Genomic DNA, 17,372 nt, shown 5'->3' on the forward strand with positions numbered 1-17,372 from the left:
CTGCCCGTATGACGACTTCCCTCATCACGGGTGCGACGGCGGGTATCGGTGCGGCATTCGCGCGGCGGCTGGCGGCCGACGGGCACGAGCTGGTGCTCGTCGCGCGGGACGGGGTGCGGCTCGCCGAGAGCGCGGTGGAGCTGCGCGAGCGGTACGGCGTCGAGGTCAAGGTGGTGCAGGCCGACCTGACGACGGACGCGGGCATCTCCGCGGTGGAGGCGCGGCTGCGGGACAGCGGCCTGCCCGCGGTCGACGTCCTGGTCAACAACGCCGGCTTCGGCAACCGCCAGCGCTTCCTCGACGCACCCCTGGCCGACGAGCTGCGCATGCTCACCCTGCACTGCGAGGCGGTGCTGCGGCTGACCGCCGCTGCCGCCGAGGGCATGCGGGACCGGGGCCGCGGCACGGTGATCAATGTGGCGTCGGTCGCGGCTTTCATGCCGCGCGGCACGTACGCGGCGAGCAAGGCGTGGGTGGTGCGCTTCACCGAGGGCGCCGCCCTCGACCTGCGCGGCACCGGCATCCGCTTCCTCGCGCTGTGCCCGGGTTTCGTGCGCACCGAATTCCACGAGCGGGCCGGTATGAACGCGGAGCGGCTGCCGGACTGGGCGTGGCTCGACGCGGACAAGGTGGTGGGCGCGGCGCTCCGCGACCTGGCGCGGGGCCGGGTCGTGAGCGTGCCCGACGCCCGCTACAAGGCGGCCGTCGGCTTCGCGCGGCATGTCCCGTCGCGCCTGTTCGGCGCGCTGTCCGCCGGCGCGAGCCGCCGCTACGACCCGAAGTTGTAGGCGCGGCACAACGGCCGGCGCCCGCCGCCCCGGGAGGGGGTGGCGGGCGCCGGCACGAAAAGCGCGAGATCAGTGCGAGTGGCTGTGGCCGCCCGCGCCGCCCTCCGGCTCCTCTTCCTTCTTCTCCACGACCAGCGTCTCGGTGGTCAGCAGCAGCGAGGCGATGGAGGCGGCGTTCTCCAGGGCCGAGCGGGTGACCTTGACCGGGTCGATGACGCCGGCCTTGACCAGGTCGCCGTACTCGCCGGTGGCCGCGTTGAAGCCGTGGCCCTTGTCCAGCTCGGCGACCTTGGCGGTGATGACGTAGCCCTCGAGGCCGGCGTTCTCGGCGATCCAGCGCAGCGGCTCGACGGCGGCGCGGCGGACGACGGCGACGCCGGTGGCCTCGTCACCCTCCTTGCCCAGGTTGTCGGCGAGCACCTTGACCGCGTGCACGAGGGCCGAGCCACCGCCGGAGACGATGCCCTCCTCGACGGCGGCGCGGGTCGCGGAGATCGCGTCCTCAAGGCGGTGCTTCTTCTCCTTGAGCTCGACCTCGGTGGCCGCGCCGACCCGGATGACGCAGACGCCGCCGGCCAGCTTGGCCAGCCGCTCCTGCAGCTTCTCGCGGTCCCAGTCGGAGTCGGTGGTGCCGATCTCCGCCTTGATCTGGTTGACGCGGCCGTCGATCTCGGCCTTGTCGCCCGCACCGTCGACGAGCGTGGTCTCGTCCTTGGTGATGGTGGCGCGGCGGGTGGTGCCCAGCAGGTCGAGACCGGCCTGGTCGAGCTTGAGGCCGACCTCCTCGGCGATGACGGTCGCACCGGTGAGGGTGGCGATGTCGCCGAGCATGGCCTTGCGGCGGTCACCGAAGCCGGGCGCCTTGACCGCGACGGCGTTGAACGTGCCGCGGATCTTGTTGACGACCAGGGTGGAGAGCGCCTCGCCCTCGACGTCCTCGGCGATGATCAGCAGCGGCTTGGACCCGCCGGACTGGATGATCTTCTCCAGCAGCGGCAGCAGGTCCTGGATCGAGGAGATCTTGCCCTGGTGGATCAGCACGTACGGGTCGTCGAGGACGGCCTCCATACGCTCCTGGTCCGTGACGAAGTACGGCGAGAGGTAGCCCTTGTCGAAGGCCATGCCCTCGGTGAACTCCAGGTCGAGGCCGAAGGTGTTCGACTCCTCGACGGTGATGACACCGTCCTTGCCGACCTTGTCCATCGCCTCGGCGATCAGCTCGCCGACCTGCTTGTCCTGCGCGGACAGCGCGGCGACGGCCGCGATGTCCTCCTTGCCCTCGATGGCGCGCGCGGTGGCCAGCAGCTCCTCGGAGACCGCCTTGACGGCCGCGTCGATGCCCTTCTTGAGCGAGGCGGGGGACGCGCCGGCCGCCACGTTCCGCAGGCCCTCGCGGACCAGCGCCTGGGCGAGCACCGTCGCGGTGGTGGTGCCGTCACCCGCGATGTCGTTGGTCTTGGTCGCCACCTCCTTGACGAGCTGGGCGCCCAGGTTCTCGTACGGGTCCTCCAGCTCGACCTCACGGGCGATGGTGACGCCGTCGTTGGTGATGGTCGGCGCACCGAACTTCTTGTCGATGACGACATTGCGGCCCTTGGGGCCGATGGTCACCTTCACGGTGTCGGCGAGCTTGTTGACGCCGCGCTCCAGGGCGCGACGGGCGTCCTCGTCGAACTTAAGAATCTTGGCCATGCCTGCGAACTACCTCGTCTACTCGTCTAATCACGTCGTCACGGACGGTAAGGACGGTGAAAGAAACCGCCCCGGGGTCCCGGCCTCAAGGACACGGACTCCCGGGGCGGGATCACGGCTGGTGCAGCCGGGGATTTACTTCTCGACGATCGCGAGAACGTCGCGGGCCGAGAGGACGAGGTACTCCTCGCCGCTGTACTTGACCTCGGTGCCGCCGTACTTGCTGTAGAGCACGACGTCGCCCACGGAGACGTCGAGCGGCAGCCGCTTGCCGTCCTCGAAGCGGCCCGGGCCCACAGCCAGGACGACGCCCTCCTGGGGCTTCTCCTTGGCGGTGTCCGGGATGACCAGGCCGGAGGCCGTGGTCTGCTCGGCGTCGAGCGGCTGGACCACGATGCGGTCCTCAAGCGGCTTGATGGCAACCTTGGTGCTGGCGGTCGTCACGATCCGACCTCCCCCTTCAAAGGGCTCACGGGAGTGTCTGTCTGGGTCGGCGACCTGGTAGGCCCGTCGTCGCGGGTGCCGGACCTGCCCGTCGCTGTTTGTCTGGCACTCAGCGGTGCCGAGTGCCAGAAGTGAGACTAGGACGGCTTTAGCACTCGGTCAAGCGGAGTGCCAGCCGCGCGCCGCCGTCCGGGGGTCGGCGTCCCCCTTCCGCGGGGGGAGAATGGGCGCGTGACGCCCGAGGATCTTGAGGGACTGCTGACCGCGGAGGGCCAGAACCTGCTGGCGGGGCTGCGGGAGCACGACCCCGTGGACGACCTGGCGGCGGCCACCAGGCTGCGGCGTACGCACGACGCGGGGCTGGTCGCCGCCGCGCTCGGCCAGGCGCGGCTGCGGCAGCGGGCGGTGGCGAAATTCGGCGCGGCCGACGCGCACCGGATGTACTTCACGCCGCACGGCCTCGAACAGTCCACCCGCGCGTCGGTGGCGGCCCACCGGGCGCGCAGGTTCGCCGCGTTCGGGCCGGCGGCGGTGGCCGACCTGTGCTGCGGCGTCGGCGGCGACGTCCTGGCCATGCTGCGGGCCGGCCTGTCCGTGACGGCCGTCGACCGCGACCCGCTGACCTGTGCGGTGATCACGGCGAACGCCGCCGCGCTGGGCCTGGCCGACCGCCTTGAGGTCAGGTGCGCGGACGTGACGGACGTCGGCACGGGCGGCCTCGACGGGGTGTTCGTGGACCCGGCCCGGCGCACCTCCCGGGGCCGGGTCTTCGACCCCGAGGCGTACTCGCCGCCGCTGTCGTGGGCGCTGCACGCGGCGGCCACCGGTTCACCCGGAGCGGTGAAGGTCGCCCCCGGCATCCCGCACGAGGCGGTGCCGCCCGCCGCGGAGGCCGAGTGGATCTCGGACGGCGGCGACGTCAAGGAGGCGGTGCTGTGGTTCGACGGCCGCGGCGACCGCGTACGCCCCGGCGCCCGCCGCGCGACCCTGCTGCCCTCGGGTGCCACGCTCACCGGGCGCGGGCTGCCCGACCCCCCGGCGCGGCCGGTCGGGCGCTACCTCTACGAGCCGGACGGCGCCGTCATCCGCGCGCATCTGGTGGCCGAGGTCGCGGAGGAGCTGGACGGCGGCCTGATCGACCCGACGATCGCGTACATCACCTCCGACGAGCTGCGGGCGACGCCATATGCGACGGCGTACGAGATCACCGATGTGCTGCCGTTCGGCCTGAAACGGCTCAAGGCGCTGCTGCGGGAGCGCGGGGTCGGCGTCCTGACGGTGAAGAAGCGCGGGTCCGCGGTGGATCCGGAAGACCTCCGCCGCCGGGTGCGGCCCCAGGGCCCGCACTCCGCCACGGTCTTCCTCACCCGCACCGCCGGCGCCCCGTCCATGCTCCTGGGCCACCCGGCCGCCGCGGCGGGGGGTGCCCCGTAGGGGCGCGGGGAACCGCGCGGGGAACCGCCCACCGGCCGGTGGTCCTGACGCGACAGCGACAGCCCCTGTCACCCCGTGGCGACCCGCACCCCGTCGACGGCGGGTCGGACCGTTCCCCGCCCCCCGCGGCCGGTCGTCAGACGTAGTCCTCCAGCCGGGCGAGGGTGAAGCCCTGCGAGGCGATCTGCCGCAGCAGGTTGGCCGTCATCACCGTCATCGTCTCCCCCTTGAGCTGCGACGGCCCGCGGAAATGCGCCAGGATGATGTCACCGGGGTGGAATTTCTTGTCGGGCCGCTGGAATTGCACCTTCTTGATCTGCATCGACTCCCGCCAGAGAATCATCGCCCGCAGGCCGCCGCAGGATTTCACCGCGGCCCGCGTGGCGTCGTTGTAGTTCCCGTAGGGCGGCCGGAAGAGCCCGGGAGCGGTCCCGTATTCCTGGGTGAGTTTCGTCTGCTGCGTGCAGATCTCGTGCTTCTGCTGCGCCAACGACTTGGTGTGCAGGTCAGGGTGGCTGAGCGTGTGGTTCTGTATCGAATTGCCCAGCGCCTGGAGCGGCCGGAAGAAGCCGTAGTCGTTCTTGATGATGTCGTCGGTCAGGAACATCGTGAACGGGATTTTGAGGTCCCGCATCATCGCGACGAATTTCGGGTCCTTCTCGGCGCCGTCGTCGAAGGTGAGAAACACGATCTTCTGGGTGGTCGGTATGTCGCTGACCGCCGGTATCTTCCCGTCGCCGGTGCGTATCGGCTTGACGGCGGGCGGGGCGGGTGGCGGCGGGAGCAGCGGGATGCCCCATTTGCGGAAGGCGGCGGCGCGGTCGTCGGCCGGGGACGGCTTCGCGGCGGGGCTCGTGGCGGCCGTCGTGGCGTCCCTGGAGGCCGGGGAGCCCGCGGGGGTGCCCCCGGAGCAGCCCGCGGTGAACAGCAGGCCCAGGAGCAGGAGGAGGGCGGTTTTCCCGCGGTGTGCGCGCATGGGGGAGGGACCCTACGTCGGTGCTGCAACGTCATGGAGCGAGCGCGCGGCGCGGACTGGGGGTGGTCGGCCGCGCGCTCACCCTGGACGAGTGCTTTTTCAGCCCGCGGGTTCCACCGCGACCGACGAGAAGCGCCATCGGTGCACCTCGCGCCGCACCAGACCGGCGTCCGGCGCCGGCAGGTCCGGCAGGTCCGCGTCGTATCCGGCGGCCCACCAGGTCAGCACCAGGACGCGGTCACCGGGCGCGGTGAGGAACTCGCGCCGCAGGAAGCCGCCGGGCAGCGCGGCGGCGGCTTCCCGCGCCCAGGCGAGGAGTTCGCCGCCGCGGCCCTTGGCGGCGGCGGCCTCCCACATCAGCGTGACGGTCATCCGTAGAGGTTGTCCTTGCTCAGCTCGTGCACATGGTCGTGGCTCAGCCCGTGCGAGTGAGCCGGCTCGTGCGCGTGACCGTGCGCCGACCCGTGCGCGTGACCGTTGGCCGGCTCGTGACCGTGACCGCGGGCCGGCTCGTGCGTGTGGCCGGGCACGGAGACCTCCGTCACCGGCAGGGAGGAGTCCGCCGGGAGGTCGAGGGTGGACGCGGGGCGGCCCCTGGCCACCATCTCGGCGCCCAGCGCCGCCACCATCGCCCCGTTGTCGGTGCAGAGCCCGGGCCGGGGCACCCGCAGCCGGATGCCGGCGTCCTCGCAGCGCTCCAGGGCCAGCGAGCGCAGCCGGGAGTTGGCGGCCACTCCGCCCCCGATCATCAGATGGTCGACGCCGTTGTCCTTGCAGGCCCTGATCGCCTTGCGGGTCAGCACGTCGGCCACCGCCTCCTGGAAGGACGCGGCCACGTCGGCGATCGGCACGTCCTCGCCGTCCCTGCGGCGGGCCTCGACCCAGCGGGCCACGGCGGTCTTGAGGCCGGAGAAGGAGAAGTCGTAGCGCGGGTCGCGCCCGCCGGTCAGGCCGCGGGGGAAGGCGATGGCGGCGGGGTCGCCCTCGCGGGCGCGGCGGTCGATCGCGGGGCCGCCGGGGAAGCCGAGCCCGAGCACCCGGGCGACCTTGTCGAAGGCCTCGCCCGCCGCGTCGTCGATGGTGGCGCCCAGCGGGCGTACGTCGCCGGTGATGTCGGGGGCCAGCAGCAGCGAGGAGTGGCCGCCGGAGACCAGCAGCGCCATCGTCGGCTCGGGCAGGGCGCCGTGTTCGAGCTGGTCGACGCAGATGTGCGAGGCGAGGTGGTTGACCCCGTAGAGCGGCTTGCCGAGCGCGTACGCGTACGCCTTCGCAGCCGACACCCCGACCAGCAGCGCGCCCGCCAGCCCCGGGCCGGCGGTCACGGCGATGCCGTCGAGGTCGCGGGCGCTCACCCCGGCCTGTTTCAGCGCCCGCTGGATGGTGGGGACCATCGCCTCCAGGTGGGCGCGGCTGGCGACCTCGGGGACGACGCCGCCGTAGCGGGCGTGCTCGTCGACGCTGGAGGCGACCGCGTCGGCCAGCAGGGTGTGCCCGCGGACGATGCCGACGCCGGTCTCGTCGCACGAGGTCTCGATGCCGAGCACTAGGGGTTCGTCAGCCATGGTTTTCCTCAGCCAGGTTCTGTGCCGGGTCGGCGCGGCGCATGACGAGCGCGTTGACGTTGCCCGGCTGGTAGTAGCCCTTGCGGATGCCGATCGGCTCGAAGCCGAAGCGGGTGTAGAGCCGCTGGGCGCGGGCGTTGTCGACCCGCACTTCGAGCAGCACCTCGTGGCATTCCGCGGCGGTCGCGGCCCGCAGCAGGGCGGTGAGCAGCAGGGCGCCGAGCCCGGTGCCCCAGTGGTCGCGCGCTGCGGCGATGGTCTGGACGTCGCCGGTGCCCGCGACCGCCGCGAGCCCGGCATAGCCGACGATCCGGCCCTCGGGTGTCTCCGCGACAATGTACGTACGCGTCGCGGCCGGGTGCCTGGCGTCGGCGAGTTCCGACCAGAACATGCCGCGGGACCAGGCGTCGTCGGGGAAGAGGGCGTGTTCGATGGCGATCACCCGGTCCAGGTCCCACCAGCGCATGTCGCGCAGGACGGCATCGCTCACTTCGGCAGGACCGCCTTGTATCCCGCGGGCACCTGGGCGTCGGGGCGGCGCAGGTAGAGCGGCAGCGCGGGGGCGAAGGCCTCGCCCGCGGCCAGCCGGCGGGCGGCGAGCGCGGCGAGCGAGCCGGCCGACTGGTGGGCGGGGTCGGGGCGGTGGCCGGGGAAGGCGTCCGGGTAGAGCGCGGCGCCCGCGCCGACCGCGGGCAGCGCCCGTACGTCGGCGGGCAGGTCCGCGGCCCGGCCCACGGCGGGTTCGGTGACGCGGACGGCGGGGCCGTCGTAGCGCGCCCAGTAGACCTCTTTGCGGCGCGCGTCGGTGGCGACGGTGAACGGCCCTTCGAGGCCGGCCTCGCCCGCCGCCCAGGCGAGCCCGTCCAGGGTGCACACGCCGTGCACGGGGACGTCCAGGGCGTCGCCGAAGGACGCGGCGGTGACCAGGCCGACCCGCAGCCCGGTGTAGGGGCCGGGGCCGACGCCGACGACGATGCCGGTGACCTCGGCGAGCGTACGGCCCGCGGTGGTCAGCACCCGGTCGACGGCGGGCACGAGCAGCTCGCCGTGCCTGCGCGCGTCGACCACCGTGGACTCGGCGAGCACCCGCTCCCCGTCGTGCAGGGCAGCGGTGACGGCGGGCGTGGCGGTGTCGAAGGCAAGCAGCAGCACGCCCCCAGGGTACGGGCAGCGTCCGTGCGTACGCGGCGGTGGTCGCCGCGGCTGCTACCGTCAACCGGGAGCGAGCGCGCAACCCGACCGGAGGACACCCGTGGCAATAAAAGCCGGCACCCTCGTCTCGGGACTGACCGCGGCGGCCCTGGTGGTGATCGCGGTCCTGGCCGCGCAGGCGTCGGGCTCCGCGCCGAAGACCCCGGCGGCCGGGCATTCCGCCAGCCCGCCGAAGAAGTCGGCCCCGGCCAAGCCCACCCCGAGGACGTATCCGCTGCCGCTGCACTCGGGCATAGGAAAACGCGTCGTCTACAGCCTGTCGGGGCAGCGGGTGTGGCTGGTGGACGACGGCAACAAGGTGCTGCGCACCTATCCGGTGGTGCCGGGCAATGTGGCACCGGCCAAGGGGCTGCACCACGTGTTCTTCCGGCGCGCCGCCGGCGTCGGCGGCGACGGCAAGCCGGTCGAGCACACCGTGCTGTTCGCGATGACCGGCGGTGTCAACGTCGGATTCAGCGCGGCCGTGGACGGTTCGCTGACCAAGCCGGACCCGGCGAAGCAGACCGCGGCGATCCGGGCGTCCCGCGCCGACACCACCGCGCTGTGGCAGATGGCGACCATGGGCAGCGCCATCGACGTGATGCCCTGAGCGCCTTCCCGGCGCGTGCAGCGGGCACGGCGATGTCCCGCGGCCTCGCGGACGTCACGCATTGCCGCGCCCGCGGGGATTCACCCGTTCGCGCTATGCCGCGTCCTCTTCGGGGACGGTAGGCCGAGGCGTGGCGGGCGGCGGGGTGGAGATCCTGCGGACCGCCTCCGCGGCGGCCAGCAGGTCGCGGAAGGTGGGGGCGGGCCGCGATTCGGGCTGGTCGTGGGCCGACATGGTGCCTCCCCGAGCGGTGGAAGTTAGGCAGCCCTAAGCGGGCGCCCGGAACCAGGACACCACGGGTGCCGGTCCCTGCGCAACATCTTCCCGACAGCCTGTCGGTTCATGCCCCGCCGCCTTCCGTGCGGCGCCGCCGCGCGCTCAGGCCTCCAGCTGCGCCAGGTCCGTGGCGGCCCAGCGCGGGCCGATACCGCTCACCGTCACCACCCGGGCGTCGTCGTCGGCGTCGGGCGTGGAGCCGACCGTGCGCTCGATGACCACCTGGAGGCGGGCCTCGGACAGCTCCTCGACCTTGCCCTCGCCCCATTCGACGACCACCACCGACTCGGGCAGCGACACATCGAGGTCCAGGTCCTCCATCTCGTCGAGGCCGCCGCCGAGCCGGTAGGCGTCCACGTGGACCAGGGCGGGGCCGCCGGTCAGCGAGGGGTGGACGCGGGCGATGACGAAGGTCGGCGAGGTGACGGCGCCGCGTACGCCCAGGCCCTCGCCCAGGCCCCGGGTCAAGGTGGTCTTGCCCGCGCCGAGTTCGCCGTTGAGCAGGACCAGGTCGCCGGGCCCGAGCAGCGCGGCGAGGCGCCGCCCCAGGTCACGCATGCGCTCGGCGGTGCGTACGGTGATGCGGACCGCGGCGGGGTTCCGGCTCTGCGTGCCCGCGGGGTACGGGTTGTGCGGTGTGCCCATGACCGCGAAGCCTACGCGCCGCCCGCCGCGGGCCGCCCGCCGCCGGCCACGGCGTCGCCCGCCGTCGCCAGCTCGCGCAGCCCGTCGGCGACCGGCGCCTGGACCGAGTCCGAGGCCTGCGCGATCAGCAGCGCGAGGGCGGAATTGACCAGTTCCGGCCGTTCGAATATCACCAGGTGCCCGGCGCCCGGCACGATGACCAGCTCGGCCTCCGGCAGCTTCTCGGCGATCTCGGTGCTGTGCGCGCTGGGCGTCAGCAGGTCCTTGTCCCCGGCCAGTACGAGCCCGGGCAGCCCGTCGAGAAGGGCGAGCGAATCGCCCTTCTCGTGCTCGGTGAAGGCCGGGTAGAACTCGGCGACCACGTCGATCGGCGTCGACTCGATCAGCCGCTCGGCGAACCGCCCGACCGCGGGGTCCACGTCGGAGCCGAACGAATAGCGCTTGATGATCCCGGCGAACAGCTCCGCGGTGGCCCGGCGCGCCCGCTCCACCAGCTCGGCCTGGCTGCCCATGATCTTCAGCAGCCCCGGCGCGACCGCGCGGAAGGCCCGCGCGCCGACCGCGGGCAGCCCGAGGGTGACCGCGGCCAGCTTGCCCGACGAGGTCGAGATGAAGCCGACCCCGGCGATCCGCTCGCGCACGTAGTCGGGGAACTGCTCGGCGAAGGCCATCACCGTCATGCCGCCCATCGAGTGCCCGACCAGCACCACGGGGCCTTCAGGCACGGCCGCGTCCAGTACGGCCCTGAGGTCGCGGCCGAGCTGGTCGATGGTCGCAGGGCCGCCCGCCACCTGGTCCCGGCCGCGCTCGCTGCGGCCGTGGCTGCGCTGGTCCCAGTAGACGGCGCGGACCGTGCCGCGCAGGGCGGCCCGCTGGAAGTGCCAGGAGTCCTGGTTCAGGCAGTAGCCGTGGCAGAAGACCACGGTGACCGGCAGCGGCGCCGGGCCGCCCGGTGCCGTACCCGCGCCCCTGCGGCCGCGCAGCCAGCCGCGCCGGGACGGCTCGGCCGGCTCGGGGGCCGCCGCGTCCTCGGTCTCGTAGTACAGCTCGGTGCCGTCCTCCGCGGCCACGGTGCCCGCCGCCCCGCGCAGGCTGCCGTACGGGCCCGTCGCGTCCAGCGCCAGCTGCGCCTTGCGGCGTACGCCCCGGCCGACGGTGACCCGCTCGATCGCCAGCCCGGCGGCGGCACCCGCGGCCACCACGCCGATCGCAGCTCCGAACAGCCCGGCCCGCTCCCACTTCGCCCCGTCAGCCACCGGCTCAGCCACTCTCCCCGTACACCCGCGGCACCCGGCCGCCGATCCGCGAGACGATCTCGTACGCGATGGTGCCGGACGCCCGCGCCCAGTCCTCCGCGGTCGGCTCGCCCCGGTCGCCGGGGCCGAACAGCAGCACCTCGTCACCCGCCGCCGCGGCATCGCCGCCGAGGTCCACCACGAACTGGTCCATCGCCACCCGTCCCGCCACCGTCCGCCACTTCCCGGCCACCAGCACCGGGCCCACGCCGGACGCATGCCGCGGCACACCGTCTGCGTACCCCAGCGGGACCAGCGCAAGCGTCGTCGGACCCGGCGTCACATAGTGGTGGCCGTAACTGACCCCGTGGCCGCCGGGCACCGCCTTGACCGACGCCAGCCGGGCGGCCAGCGTCATCACCGGCCGCAGCCCGAAGTCCTCGGGGCCGCCGACCTGCGGCACCGGGGAGATGCCGTACATGGCCACGCCGGGCCGCACCAGGTCGAAATGCGACTCGGGCAGCGTCAATGTGCCGGGCGAATTGGCGATGTGCCGCACTTCCGGGTCCAGGCCGGCGTCGGCCGCCTGCGCCAGCGCGGTGCGGAAGACGCCGAGTTCGCGCTCGATCGAGGGGTGCCCGGGCTCGTCGGCGCAGGAGAAGTGCGCCCACAGGCCGGTGACCCGGATCAGCCCGGCCTTCTCCGCCGCCCTGGCCGCGGCGGTCAGCGCGGGCCACTCGGCGGGCTGCGCCCCGTTGCGCCCGAGGCCCGCGTCGACCTTGAGCTGTACGCGCGCGGTGCGGCCCGCGGCCCGCGCCGCCGCCACCACCTCGTCCAGCGCCCATCGCGCGCTGACGGTCACGTCGATGTCGGCCTCGACGCAGTCGCGCCAGGGCCCGCCCGGGGTCCACAGCCAGCACAGCACCCGGCCGCCGACGCCTGCCGCGCGCAGCGCCAGCGCCTCCTCAGGCGTGGCCACGCCCAGCCAGGTGGCGCCGCCCGCGATAGCGGCCCGCGCGCACGGCACCATGCCGTGGCCGTACGCGTCGGCCTTCACCACCGCCATGAAGGCCGCGGTGGGGGCCTTCGCCCGCAGTGCCTCGACGTTCGCTCGCAGCGCGCCCAGGTCGATTCGTGCGCAGGCACGCCCGTTCGTCATGTCGTTCATCCAGGTCAGTGTCTCAGGCGTGCGGTGCGCTTGCGCTTGGCGCCTCGCTGGACCAAGGGGGTGCCCCTTGCGGCCCTCTCCCTACCCGCGGCTGCGGTGGGGTCTGAGCGCGCAGTTCCCCGCGCCCCCGGGGTTGTGGCCGCCCGTCCCCACACGACGGTGCGCTGTGGCTCGTCGCGCAGTTCCCCGCGCCCCTGGAGGGGTGCCACTTGCGGTGGCCTGTCGCCTGCGGCCCGGCGGGGGCTCGTCGCGCAGTTCCCCGCGCCCTCGGGGGGTTGCCACTCGCGGTGGCCTTCGCACTTGCGGTGCGCTGTGGCTGGTCGCGCAGTTCCCCGCGCCCCTGGAGGGGTGCCCTCTGCGGCAGAGGAGGCGCCTTCCGCAGGAACGCACCCTCTACGGCAGAGGAAGCGTGCCCCAAAGGGGCGCGGGGAACGGCGCGCGCAACCACCACGGCGGGAAAAGAAGCACCGCCACAGCAAGTGGCAACCCCTCAGGGGCGCGAGGAACTGCGCGACAAGCCACGACGCACCGCAAGGTGAACACCCACCGCAAGTGGCACCCTCAGGGGCGCGGGGAACTGCGCGACAAGCCACAGCGCACCGCAAGGTGAACGCCCACCGCAAGTGGCACCCACACCCAGGGGCGGCGCGGGGAACTGCGCGACAAGCCGCCCGCCGGGCCGCAGGCGACAGGCCAGCGCAGGTGGCAACCCCCCACCGCCGCACACAGCGGTCAGCTGCGCCAGGCCGCCGGGATGGACTCGGCCACATCCATCGCCGTGAGCGGCCCCTCGGTGAGGCGGGCCGCCAGACCGTGGAGGTAGGCGCCGACCGAGGCGGCGTCGCGGGCCGCGAGGCCGGCCGCCAGGAGGGAACCGGTGAGGCCGGAGAGGATGTCACCGCTGCCCGCGGTGGCGAGCCACGCCGTACCGGTGGGGTTGACGCGGACGGGGCCGCCGTCCGGCGCCGCGACAAGCGTGGTGGAGCCCTTGAGCAGGACGGTGGCGCGGTAGGCCGCGGAAAGGGCGCGTACGGCGTCCAGGCGGCCCGCCTCGATGTCCTCACGGGGCCGCCCGAGAAGCGCCGCCGCCTCCCCGGCGTGCGGGGTGAGCACGGTCGGCGCGGTCCGGGCCGCGACCGTCTCGCGGCTCATGAGGCGCAGCCCGTCCGCGTCGACGAGGACGGGCACATCGGAGTCCAGGACTTCCGCGACCGCGGCCCTGGCGTCGGCGGAGTCGCCGAGCCCGGGTCCGACGACCCAGGCCTGCACGCGGCCCGCGTCATGCGGGGAGCCGGTGGAGACCAGCGTCTCGGGGTGCCGGGCCAGAACGGCGGCGGCCCCGCCGCCGACGTAGCGGACAGCCCCCGCGCCGCCGCGAATGGCGCCGGAGACGGCGAGCACCGCGGCGCCCGGGTAGCGGTCGGAGCCGGCGACGACGCCCACGACCCCGCGCCGGTATTTGTCGCTCTCCCCGCTCGGCCGCGGCAGCAGCGCGGCCACGTCGGTGTGCTGGAGCGCTTCGACCGCGGGCGCGCCCAGGTCCGCGTCCAGGCCGATGTCGATGAGCCGCAGGGCGCCCGCGAGCCCGGCGGCCGGGTCGATGAGCAGCCCCGGCTTGTACGTGCCGAAGGTGACGGTGACATCGGCGTGCACGGCCTCCCCCGCGACCTCGCCGGTGTCGGCGTCGACCCCGCTGGGCAGGTCGACGGCCACGACCGCGGCCCGCGCGTCGTAGGCGGCCCGCACCAGGTCCGCGGCCTGCGGGCGCAGCCCGCCCTTGCCGCCGATGCCGACGACGCCGTCGTAGACGAGGTGGGCGCGGGCGACGGCCGCGAGCCCGGCGTCCGCTTCCGCGACCCGGCCGCCGGCGGCCCGCAGCGCCGCGAGCCCGCCGGCGTGCGCCCGCTCGGGCGACAGCAGCACCGCGGTGACCCCCGCGCCGCGCCGCGCCAGCCGCGCCCCGGCGTAGAGCGCGTCGCCGCCGTTGCTGCCGCTCCCGGCGAGCACGACGACCCTGGACCCGTACACCCGCCCGAGCACATCGGCGCCGACCGCCGCGAGCCCGGCGGCGGCCCGCTGCATGAGCGCCCCTTCCGGCAGCCGCGCCATGAGCGCGCCCTCCGCGTCCCGTACGGCCTGCACCGTGTGCGCGTACCTCATCGCGAAACCCTCCCGTCGGCCCTGCGTTCGACGATACGTACCCGCTGCCGCCCCGGCACCCCGGCCCCGGGTCAGCCCTCCGCGATCACCACGGCCGAGGCGACGCCCGCGTCATGGCTGAGGGACAGGTGCCAGCTGCGGACGCCGAGTTCGGCCGCGCGGGCGGCGACCGTACCGGTGACGGCAAGCGACGGGCGGCCCGAGGGCTCAGTGGAGACCTCGGCGTCGAGCCAGACCAGTCCCGGCGGCGCGCCGAGCGCCTTGGCCAGCGCCTCCTTGGCCGCGAAACGGGCCGCGAGGGAGGCAGCGCCGCGCGGGTCGCCGGAGGGCAGCCGCAATTCCGCGGGTGTGAACAGGCGTTCCGCCAGGCCCGGGCTGCGCTCCAGGGCGGCGGCGAAACGGTCGATCTCGGCGACGTCGATGCCGACCCCGACGATCATCGGACCACCGCCACGAGGTCCGCGCGGCAGGGCCGCGTCCGCCTGGCCGCCGCAAAGTCCCGCCCGGTGCACTCCACATCGCCGCACATGCGCCCAGCTTAGGCCGCGCCCGCCGCCCGCCCGCCGCCGTGCGGCCACCGGCGCACACCGTGCACGCCCGCGTAAGCCCACCGCCGCACCACCGCCGCACCACCACCGCCGCACCGCCGCCGCACCACCGCCGCACCACCGCCCGAGGCGCCCTGCGAGGATGCTCACCGTGACCACCACGCCGACCGCGCCCGCCAGCCCCTTCGTCGACCTGACGAGGGAGCAGTGGAGCGCGCTGCGCGACCGCACCCCGCTGCCGCTGACCGCCGAGGAGGTGGAGCGGCTGCGCGGGCTCGGCGACGTCATCGACCTGGACGAGGTGGTGGACGTCTACCTACCGCTGTCCCGGCTGCTGAATCTCTACGTGGCCGCGCACAGCGGCCTGCGCGGCGCCCTGAACACCTTCCTGGCCGGCGCGGCGGGCGGCCCGCAGCCGGGCACACCGTTCGTCATAGGCGTGGCCGGGAGCGTGGCGGTGGGCAAGTCCACCACCGCCCGGCTGCTCCAGGCGCTGCTGGCGCGCTGGCCCGAGCACCCGCGGGTCGAGCTGGTCACCACCGACGGCTTCCTGCTGCCCAACGCGGAATTGCTGCGGCGCGGCCTGATGTCGCGCAAGGGCTTCCCCGAGTCGTACGACCGGCGCGCGCTGACCCGCTTCGTCGCCGACGTGAAGTCCGGCAAGGCCGTGGTCACCGCGCCGGTCTACTCCCACCTCTTCTACGACATCGTGCCCGGCGAGCTGCTCACCGTCCGCAGGCCCGACATCCTCATCGTCGAGGGCCTCAATGTGCTCCAGCCCGCGCTGCCAGGGCAGGACGGCCGCACCAGGGTCGGGCTCGCCGACTACTTCGACTTCAGCGTCTATGTCGACGCCCGCACCGAGGACATCGAGCGGTGGTATCTCGGCCGCTTCCGCAAGCTGCGCGAGACCGCGTTCCAGAACCCGGACTCGTACTTCACGAAATACACCCGGGTGGCCGAGGACGAGGCGATGGACTACGCCCGGATGGTCTGGCAGACCGTCAACCGGCCCAACCTCGAACAGAATGTGCTGCCGACCCGCAGCCGGGCGACGCTGGTCCTGCGCAAGAACCAGGACCACAAGGTGCAACGCCTGTCCCTGCGCAAATTGTGACGCCGGCGAAAGCCGTCACCTGGTGACGGCGAGCCGAGCCCGGCCCAGCTCCGCCCGCCCCGGGCCAGCCCGCCCGGACCGCCCCGCGCGGGAGGCGCGGGGCGGTCGCAAGGGGTGACGCCGGTCAGCCCAGCGAGGACTTCACCACGTCCGCGAGGCGGCCCGCGACCGATCTCGCGTGGTCGATGTCGGCGGCCTCCACCATGACGCGGACCAGCGGCTCGGTCCCGGAGGGCCGCAGCAGCACCCGCCCGGTCGCGCCCAGCTCCGCCTCCGCCTCCGCGACGGCCGCGACCAGCTCGGGCGCGGTGGCCGCCCGGCTCCTGTCGACGTCCGGCACATTGATCAGCACCTGCGGCAGCCGCTGCATGACCGCGGCGAGGTCGGCCAGCGGGCGGCCGGTCTCCATCACCCGGGCGGCCAGCAGCAGCCCGGTCAGGGTGCCGTCGCCGGTGGTGGCGTGGTCGAGCACGATGACGTGGCCCGACTGCTCGCCGCCGAGGGCGTAGCCGTGCTCCTTCATCGACTCCAGGACGTAGCGGTCGCCGACCGCGGTCTGCACCAGGGTGATGCCCTCGCGCTCCATGGCCAGCTTGAAGCCCAGGTTGGACATGACCGTGCCGACGACGGTGTTGCCGCGCAGCTCGCCCCGCTCGTGCAGTGCCACCGCCAGGATCGCCAGGATCTGGTCGCCGTCGACCTCCTCGCCGGCCGCGTCCACCGCGAGGCAGCGGTCGGCGTCGCCGTCGTGCGCGATGCCGAAGTCGGCGCCCTGTTCCACGACGGCGGCCTTGAGCAGGTCCAGATGGGTGGAGCCGCAGCCGTCGTTGATGTTGAGGCCGTCGGGCTTGGCGCCGATCGTGACGACCTCGGCGCCGGCCCGCGAGAACGCCTCGGGCGACACCCAGGACGCGGCGCCGTGCGCCTCGTCGAGGACGACCTTGAGCCCGTCGAGGCGGTTGGGCAGCACGCCGATGAGGTGGGCGACGTACTGGTCGAAGCCCTCGTCGTAGTCGCGCACCCGGCCCACGCCCGCGCCGGTGGGCCGCAGCCAGGGGGCGCCGGTGCGGTGCTCCTCGTAGATCTTCTCGATCTGGTCCTCGAGGTCGTCGTCCAGCTTGTGGCCGCCGCGGGCCAGGAACTTCACCCCGTTGTCGGGCATCGCGTTGTGGCTGGCGGACAGCATCACGCCGAGGTCGGCGCCCAGCGCACCGGTGAGATACGCCACCGCCGGGGTGGGCAGCACACCGACCCGCAGGACGTCCACGCCCGCGCTCGCGAGGCCCGCCACGACGGCGGCCTCCAGGAATTCGCCCGAGGCGCGCGGATCGCGCCCGACCACCGCGACCGGCCGGTGCCCGGCGAAGGTCCCCGCTTCCGCCAGAACATGCGCCGCCGCGACCGACAGGCCCAGCGCCAGCTCGGCGGTGAGGTCCGCGTTGGCGATACCGCGGACCCCGTCGGTGCCGAAGAGTCGTCCCACTGTGTGTCCTCCGATGCGATACGGCGGCTCTGCCGTCGCGGCC

The 17,372-nt window shown here is 73.9% G+C and carries 18 protein-coding genes; 4 read left to right on the forward strand and 14 right to left on the reverse strand.

The window, feature by feature from the left end; genetic code table 11:
* The first annotated feature begins 8 nt into the window (after positions 1–8).
* Positions 9–788 (forward strand): SDR family NAD(P)-dependent oxidoreductase, encoded by a 780-nt coding sequence (locus tag OHA86_RS14135; protein ID WP_329175508.1) that lies wholly within the window; start codon positions 9–11, stop codon positions 786–788.
* Between the two features lie 69 nt (positions 789–857).
* Here the strand turns inward: OHA86_RS14135 and groL are convergent, their stop codons facing one another.
* Positions 858–2,480: a chaperonin GroEL gene (gene groL, locus OHA86_RS14140; protein WP_329175510.1), complete on the reverse strand. Its 1,623-nt coding sequence runs from the start codon at positions 2,478–2,480 to the stop codon at positions 858–860.
* A 135-nt stretch (positions 2,481–2,615) separates the two neighbouring features.
* Complete coding sequence (gene groES / locus OHA86_RS14145; RefSeq protein ID WP_329175511.1) at positions 2,616–2,924, reverse strand: co-chaperone GroES; 309 nt, start codon at positions 2,922–2,924, stop codon at positions 2,616–2,618.
* A 231-nt stretch (positions 2,925–3,155) separates the two neighbouring features.
* On the opposite strand from groES, the gene OHA86_RS14150 reads away from it, so the two are divergent.
* Positions 3,156–4,358 (forward strand): class I SAM-dependent methyltransferase, encoded by a 1,203-nt coding sequence (locus OHA86_RS14150; protein WP_329175513.1) that lies wholly within the window; start codon positions 3,156–3,158, stop codon positions 4,356–4,358.
* 136 nt (positions 4,359–4,494) lie between these two features.
* Here OHA86_RS14150 and OHA86_RS14155 read toward each other — a convergent pair whose 3' ends face one another.
* The 5 genes from OHA86_RS14155 to tsaB all read right to left on the reverse strand — a co-directional run bounded on the left by OHA86_RS14155 (position 4,495) and on the right by tsaB (position 8,048).
* Complete coding sequence (locus OHA86_RS14155; protein WP_329175514.1) at positions 4,495–5,334, reverse strand: polysaccharide deacetylase family protein; 840 nt, start codon at positions 5,332–5,334, stop codon at positions 4,495–4,497.
* Between the two features lie 99 nt (positions 5,335–5,433).
* On the reverse strand, positions 5,434–5,706 hold the full coding sequence (locus OHA86_RS14160; protein WP_329175516.1) for a hypothetical protein: 273 nt from the start codon (positions 5,704–5,706) through the stop codon (positions 5,434–5,436).
* Positions 5,703–6,896 carry a tRNA (adenosine(37)-N6)-threonylcarbamoyltransferase complex transferase subunit TsaD gene (tsaD, locus tag OHA86_RS14165; protein WP_329175518.1) on the reverse strand — a complete coding sequence of 398 codons (1,194 nt, stop codon included), beginning with the start codon at positions 6,894–6,896 and terminating at the stop codon, positions 5,703–5,705. Before tsaD ends, OHA86_RS14160 begins: the two co-directional genes overlap by 4 nt.
* Positions 6,889–7,362 (reverse strand): ribosomal protein S18-alanine N-acetyltransferase, encoded by a 474-nt coding sequence (gene rimI, locus OHA86_RS14170; RefSeq protein WP_329182406.1) that lies wholly within the window; start codon positions 7,360–7,362, stop codon positions 6,889–6,891. The genes tsaD and rimI overlap by 8 nt, the downstream gene beginning before the upstream one ends.
* Positions 7,363–7,382: 20 nt before the next feature.
* On the reverse strand, positions 7,383–8,048 hold the full coding sequence (gene tsaB / locus OHA86_RS14175; RefSeq protein ID WP_329175519.1) for a tRNA (adenosine(37)-N6)-threonylcarbamoyltransferase complex dimerization subunit type 1 TsaB: 666 nt from the start codon (positions 8,046–8,048) through the stop codon (positions 7,383–7,385).
* Between the two features lie 100 nt (positions 8,049–8,148).
* Between tsaB and OHA86_RS14180 the strand changes: the two genes are divergently transcribed.
* Entirely contained in the window at positions 8,149–8,697 is a 549-nt protein-coding gene (locus OHA86_RS14180) for a hypothetical protein (RefSeq protein ID WP_329175521.1), read from the forward strand.
* 93 nt (positions 8,698–8,790) lie between these two features.
* Here the strand turns inward: OHA86_RS14180 and OHA86_RS14185 are convergent, their stop codons facing one another.
* From OHA86_RS14185 to OHA86_RS14210, 6 genes are all read right to left on the reverse strand, one after another.
* A complete protein-coding gene (locus tag OHA86_RS14185) occupies positions 8,791–8,931 on the reverse strand; it encodes a hypothetical protein (protein ID WP_329175523.1) in 141 nt (46 codons plus the stop codon).
* Between the two features lie 144 nt (positions 8,932–9,075).
* Positions 9,076–9,618, reverse strand: coding sequence for a tRNA (adenosine(37)-N6)-threonylcarbamoyltransferase complex ATPase subunit type 1 TsaE (tsaE, locus tag OHA86_RS14190; RefSeq protein WP_329175525.1), 543 nt, complete (start codon positions 9,616–9,618; stop codon positions 9,076–9,078).
* Positions 9,619–9,629: 11 nt separating this feature from the next.
* Positions 9,630–10,874, reverse strand: a complete 1,245-nt coding sequence (locus OHA86_RS14195) for an alpha/beta fold hydrolase (protein WP_329175527.1) — start codon at positions 10,872–10,874, stop codon at positions 9,630–9,632.
* 4 nt (positions 10,875–10,878) lie between these two features.
* The gene (gene alr, locus OHA86_RS14200; RefSeq protein ID WP_329175529.1) at positions 10,879–12,021 is read right to left on the reverse strand and encodes an alanine racemase; all 1,143 of its coding nucleotides are present in this window, start codon (positions 12,019–12,021) and stop codon (positions 10,879–10,881) included.
* Positions 12,022–12,753: 732 nt separating this feature from the next.
* Positions 12,754–14,181, reverse strand: a complete 1,428-nt coding sequence (locus OHA86_RS14205; RefSeq protein ID WP_329175531.1) for an NAD(P)H-hydrate dehydratase — start codon at positions 14,179–14,181, stop codon at positions 12,754–12,756.
* Between the two features lie 71 nt (positions 14,182–14,252).
* A complete protein-coding gene (locus OHA86_RS14210) occupies positions 14,253–14,621 on the reverse strand; it encodes a holo-ACP synthase (protein ID WP_329175532.1) in 369 nt (122 codons plus the stop codon).
* A 250-nt stretch (positions 14,622–14,871) separates the two neighbouring features.
* Between OHA86_RS14210 and coaA the strand changes: the two genes are divergently transcribed.
* Entirely contained in the window at positions 14,872–15,846 is a 975-nt protein-coding gene (gene coaA / locus OHA86_RS14215) for a type I pantothenate kinase (RefSeq protein ID WP_329175534.1), read from the forward strand.
* Between the two features lie 124 nt (positions 15,847–15,970).
* Here coaA and glmM read toward each other — a convergent pair whose 3' ends face one another.
* Positions 15,971–17,329, reverse strand: coding sequence for a phosphoglucosamine mutase (glmM, locus tag OHA86_RS14220; RefSeq protein WP_329175535.1), 1,359 nt, complete (start codon positions 17,327–17,329; stop codon positions 15,971–15,973).
* Positions 17,330–17,372: the final 43 nt, after the last annotated feature.

The organism is Streptomyces sp. NBC_01477 (genome assembly GCF_036227245.1).
Classification (GTDB): domain Bacteria; phylum Actinomycetota; class Actinomycetes; order Streptomycetales; family Streptomycetaceae; genus Actinacidiphila.

Excerpts from the sequence above, each read along its gene's own strand:
- rimI (WP_329182406.1), bottom strand. The coding sequence starts at position 7,362 with ATGCGCTGGTGGGACCTGGACCGGGTGATCGCCATCGAACACGCCCTC.
- OHA86_RS14210 (WP_329175532.1), bottom strand. The coding sequence starts at position 14,621 with ATGATCGTCGGGGTCGGCATCGACGTCGCCGAGATCGACCGTTTCGCC.
- OHA86_RS14155 (WP_329175514.1), bottom strand. The coding sequence starts at position 5,334 with ATGCGCGCACACCGCGGGAAAACCGCCCTCCTCCTGCTCCTGGGCCTG.
- OHA86_RS14135 (WP_329175508.1), top strand. The coding sequence starts at position 9 with ATGACGACTTCCCTCATCACGGGTGCGACGGCGGGTATCGGTGCGGCA.
- tsaE (WP_329175525.1), bottom strand. The coding sequence starts at position 9,618 with ATGGGCACACCGCACAACCCGTACCCCGCGGGCACGCAGAGCCGGAAC.
- groL (WP_329175510.1), bottom strand. The coding sequence starts at position 2,480 with ATGGCCAAGATTCTTAAGTTCGACGAGGACGCCCGTCGCGCCCTGGAG.
- tsaD (WP_329175518.1), bottom strand. The coding sequence starts at position 6,896 with ATGGCTGACGAACCCCTAGTGCTCGGCATCGAGACCTCGTGCGACGAG.
- coaA (WP_329175534.1), top strand. The coding sequence starts at position 14,872 with ATGCTCACCGTGACCACCACGCCGACCGCGCCCGCCAGCCCCTTCGTC.
- OHA86_RS14185 (WP_329175523.1), bottom strand. The coding sequence starts at position 8,931 with ATGTCGGCCCACGACCAGCCCGAATCGCGGCCCGCCCCCACCTTCCGC.
- OHA86_RS14160 (WP_329175516.1), bottom strand. The coding sequence starts at position 5,706 with ATGACCGTCACGCTGATGTGGGAGGCCGCCGCCGCCAAGGGCCGCGGC.
- alr (WP_329175529.1), bottom strand. The coding sequence starts at position 12,021 with ATGAACGACATGACGAACGGGCGTGCCTGCGCACGAATCGACCTGGGC.
- OHA86_RS14205 (WP_329175531.1), bottom strand. The coding sequence starts at position 14,181 with ATGAGGTACGCGCACACGGTGCAGGCCGTACGGGACGCGGAGGGCGCG.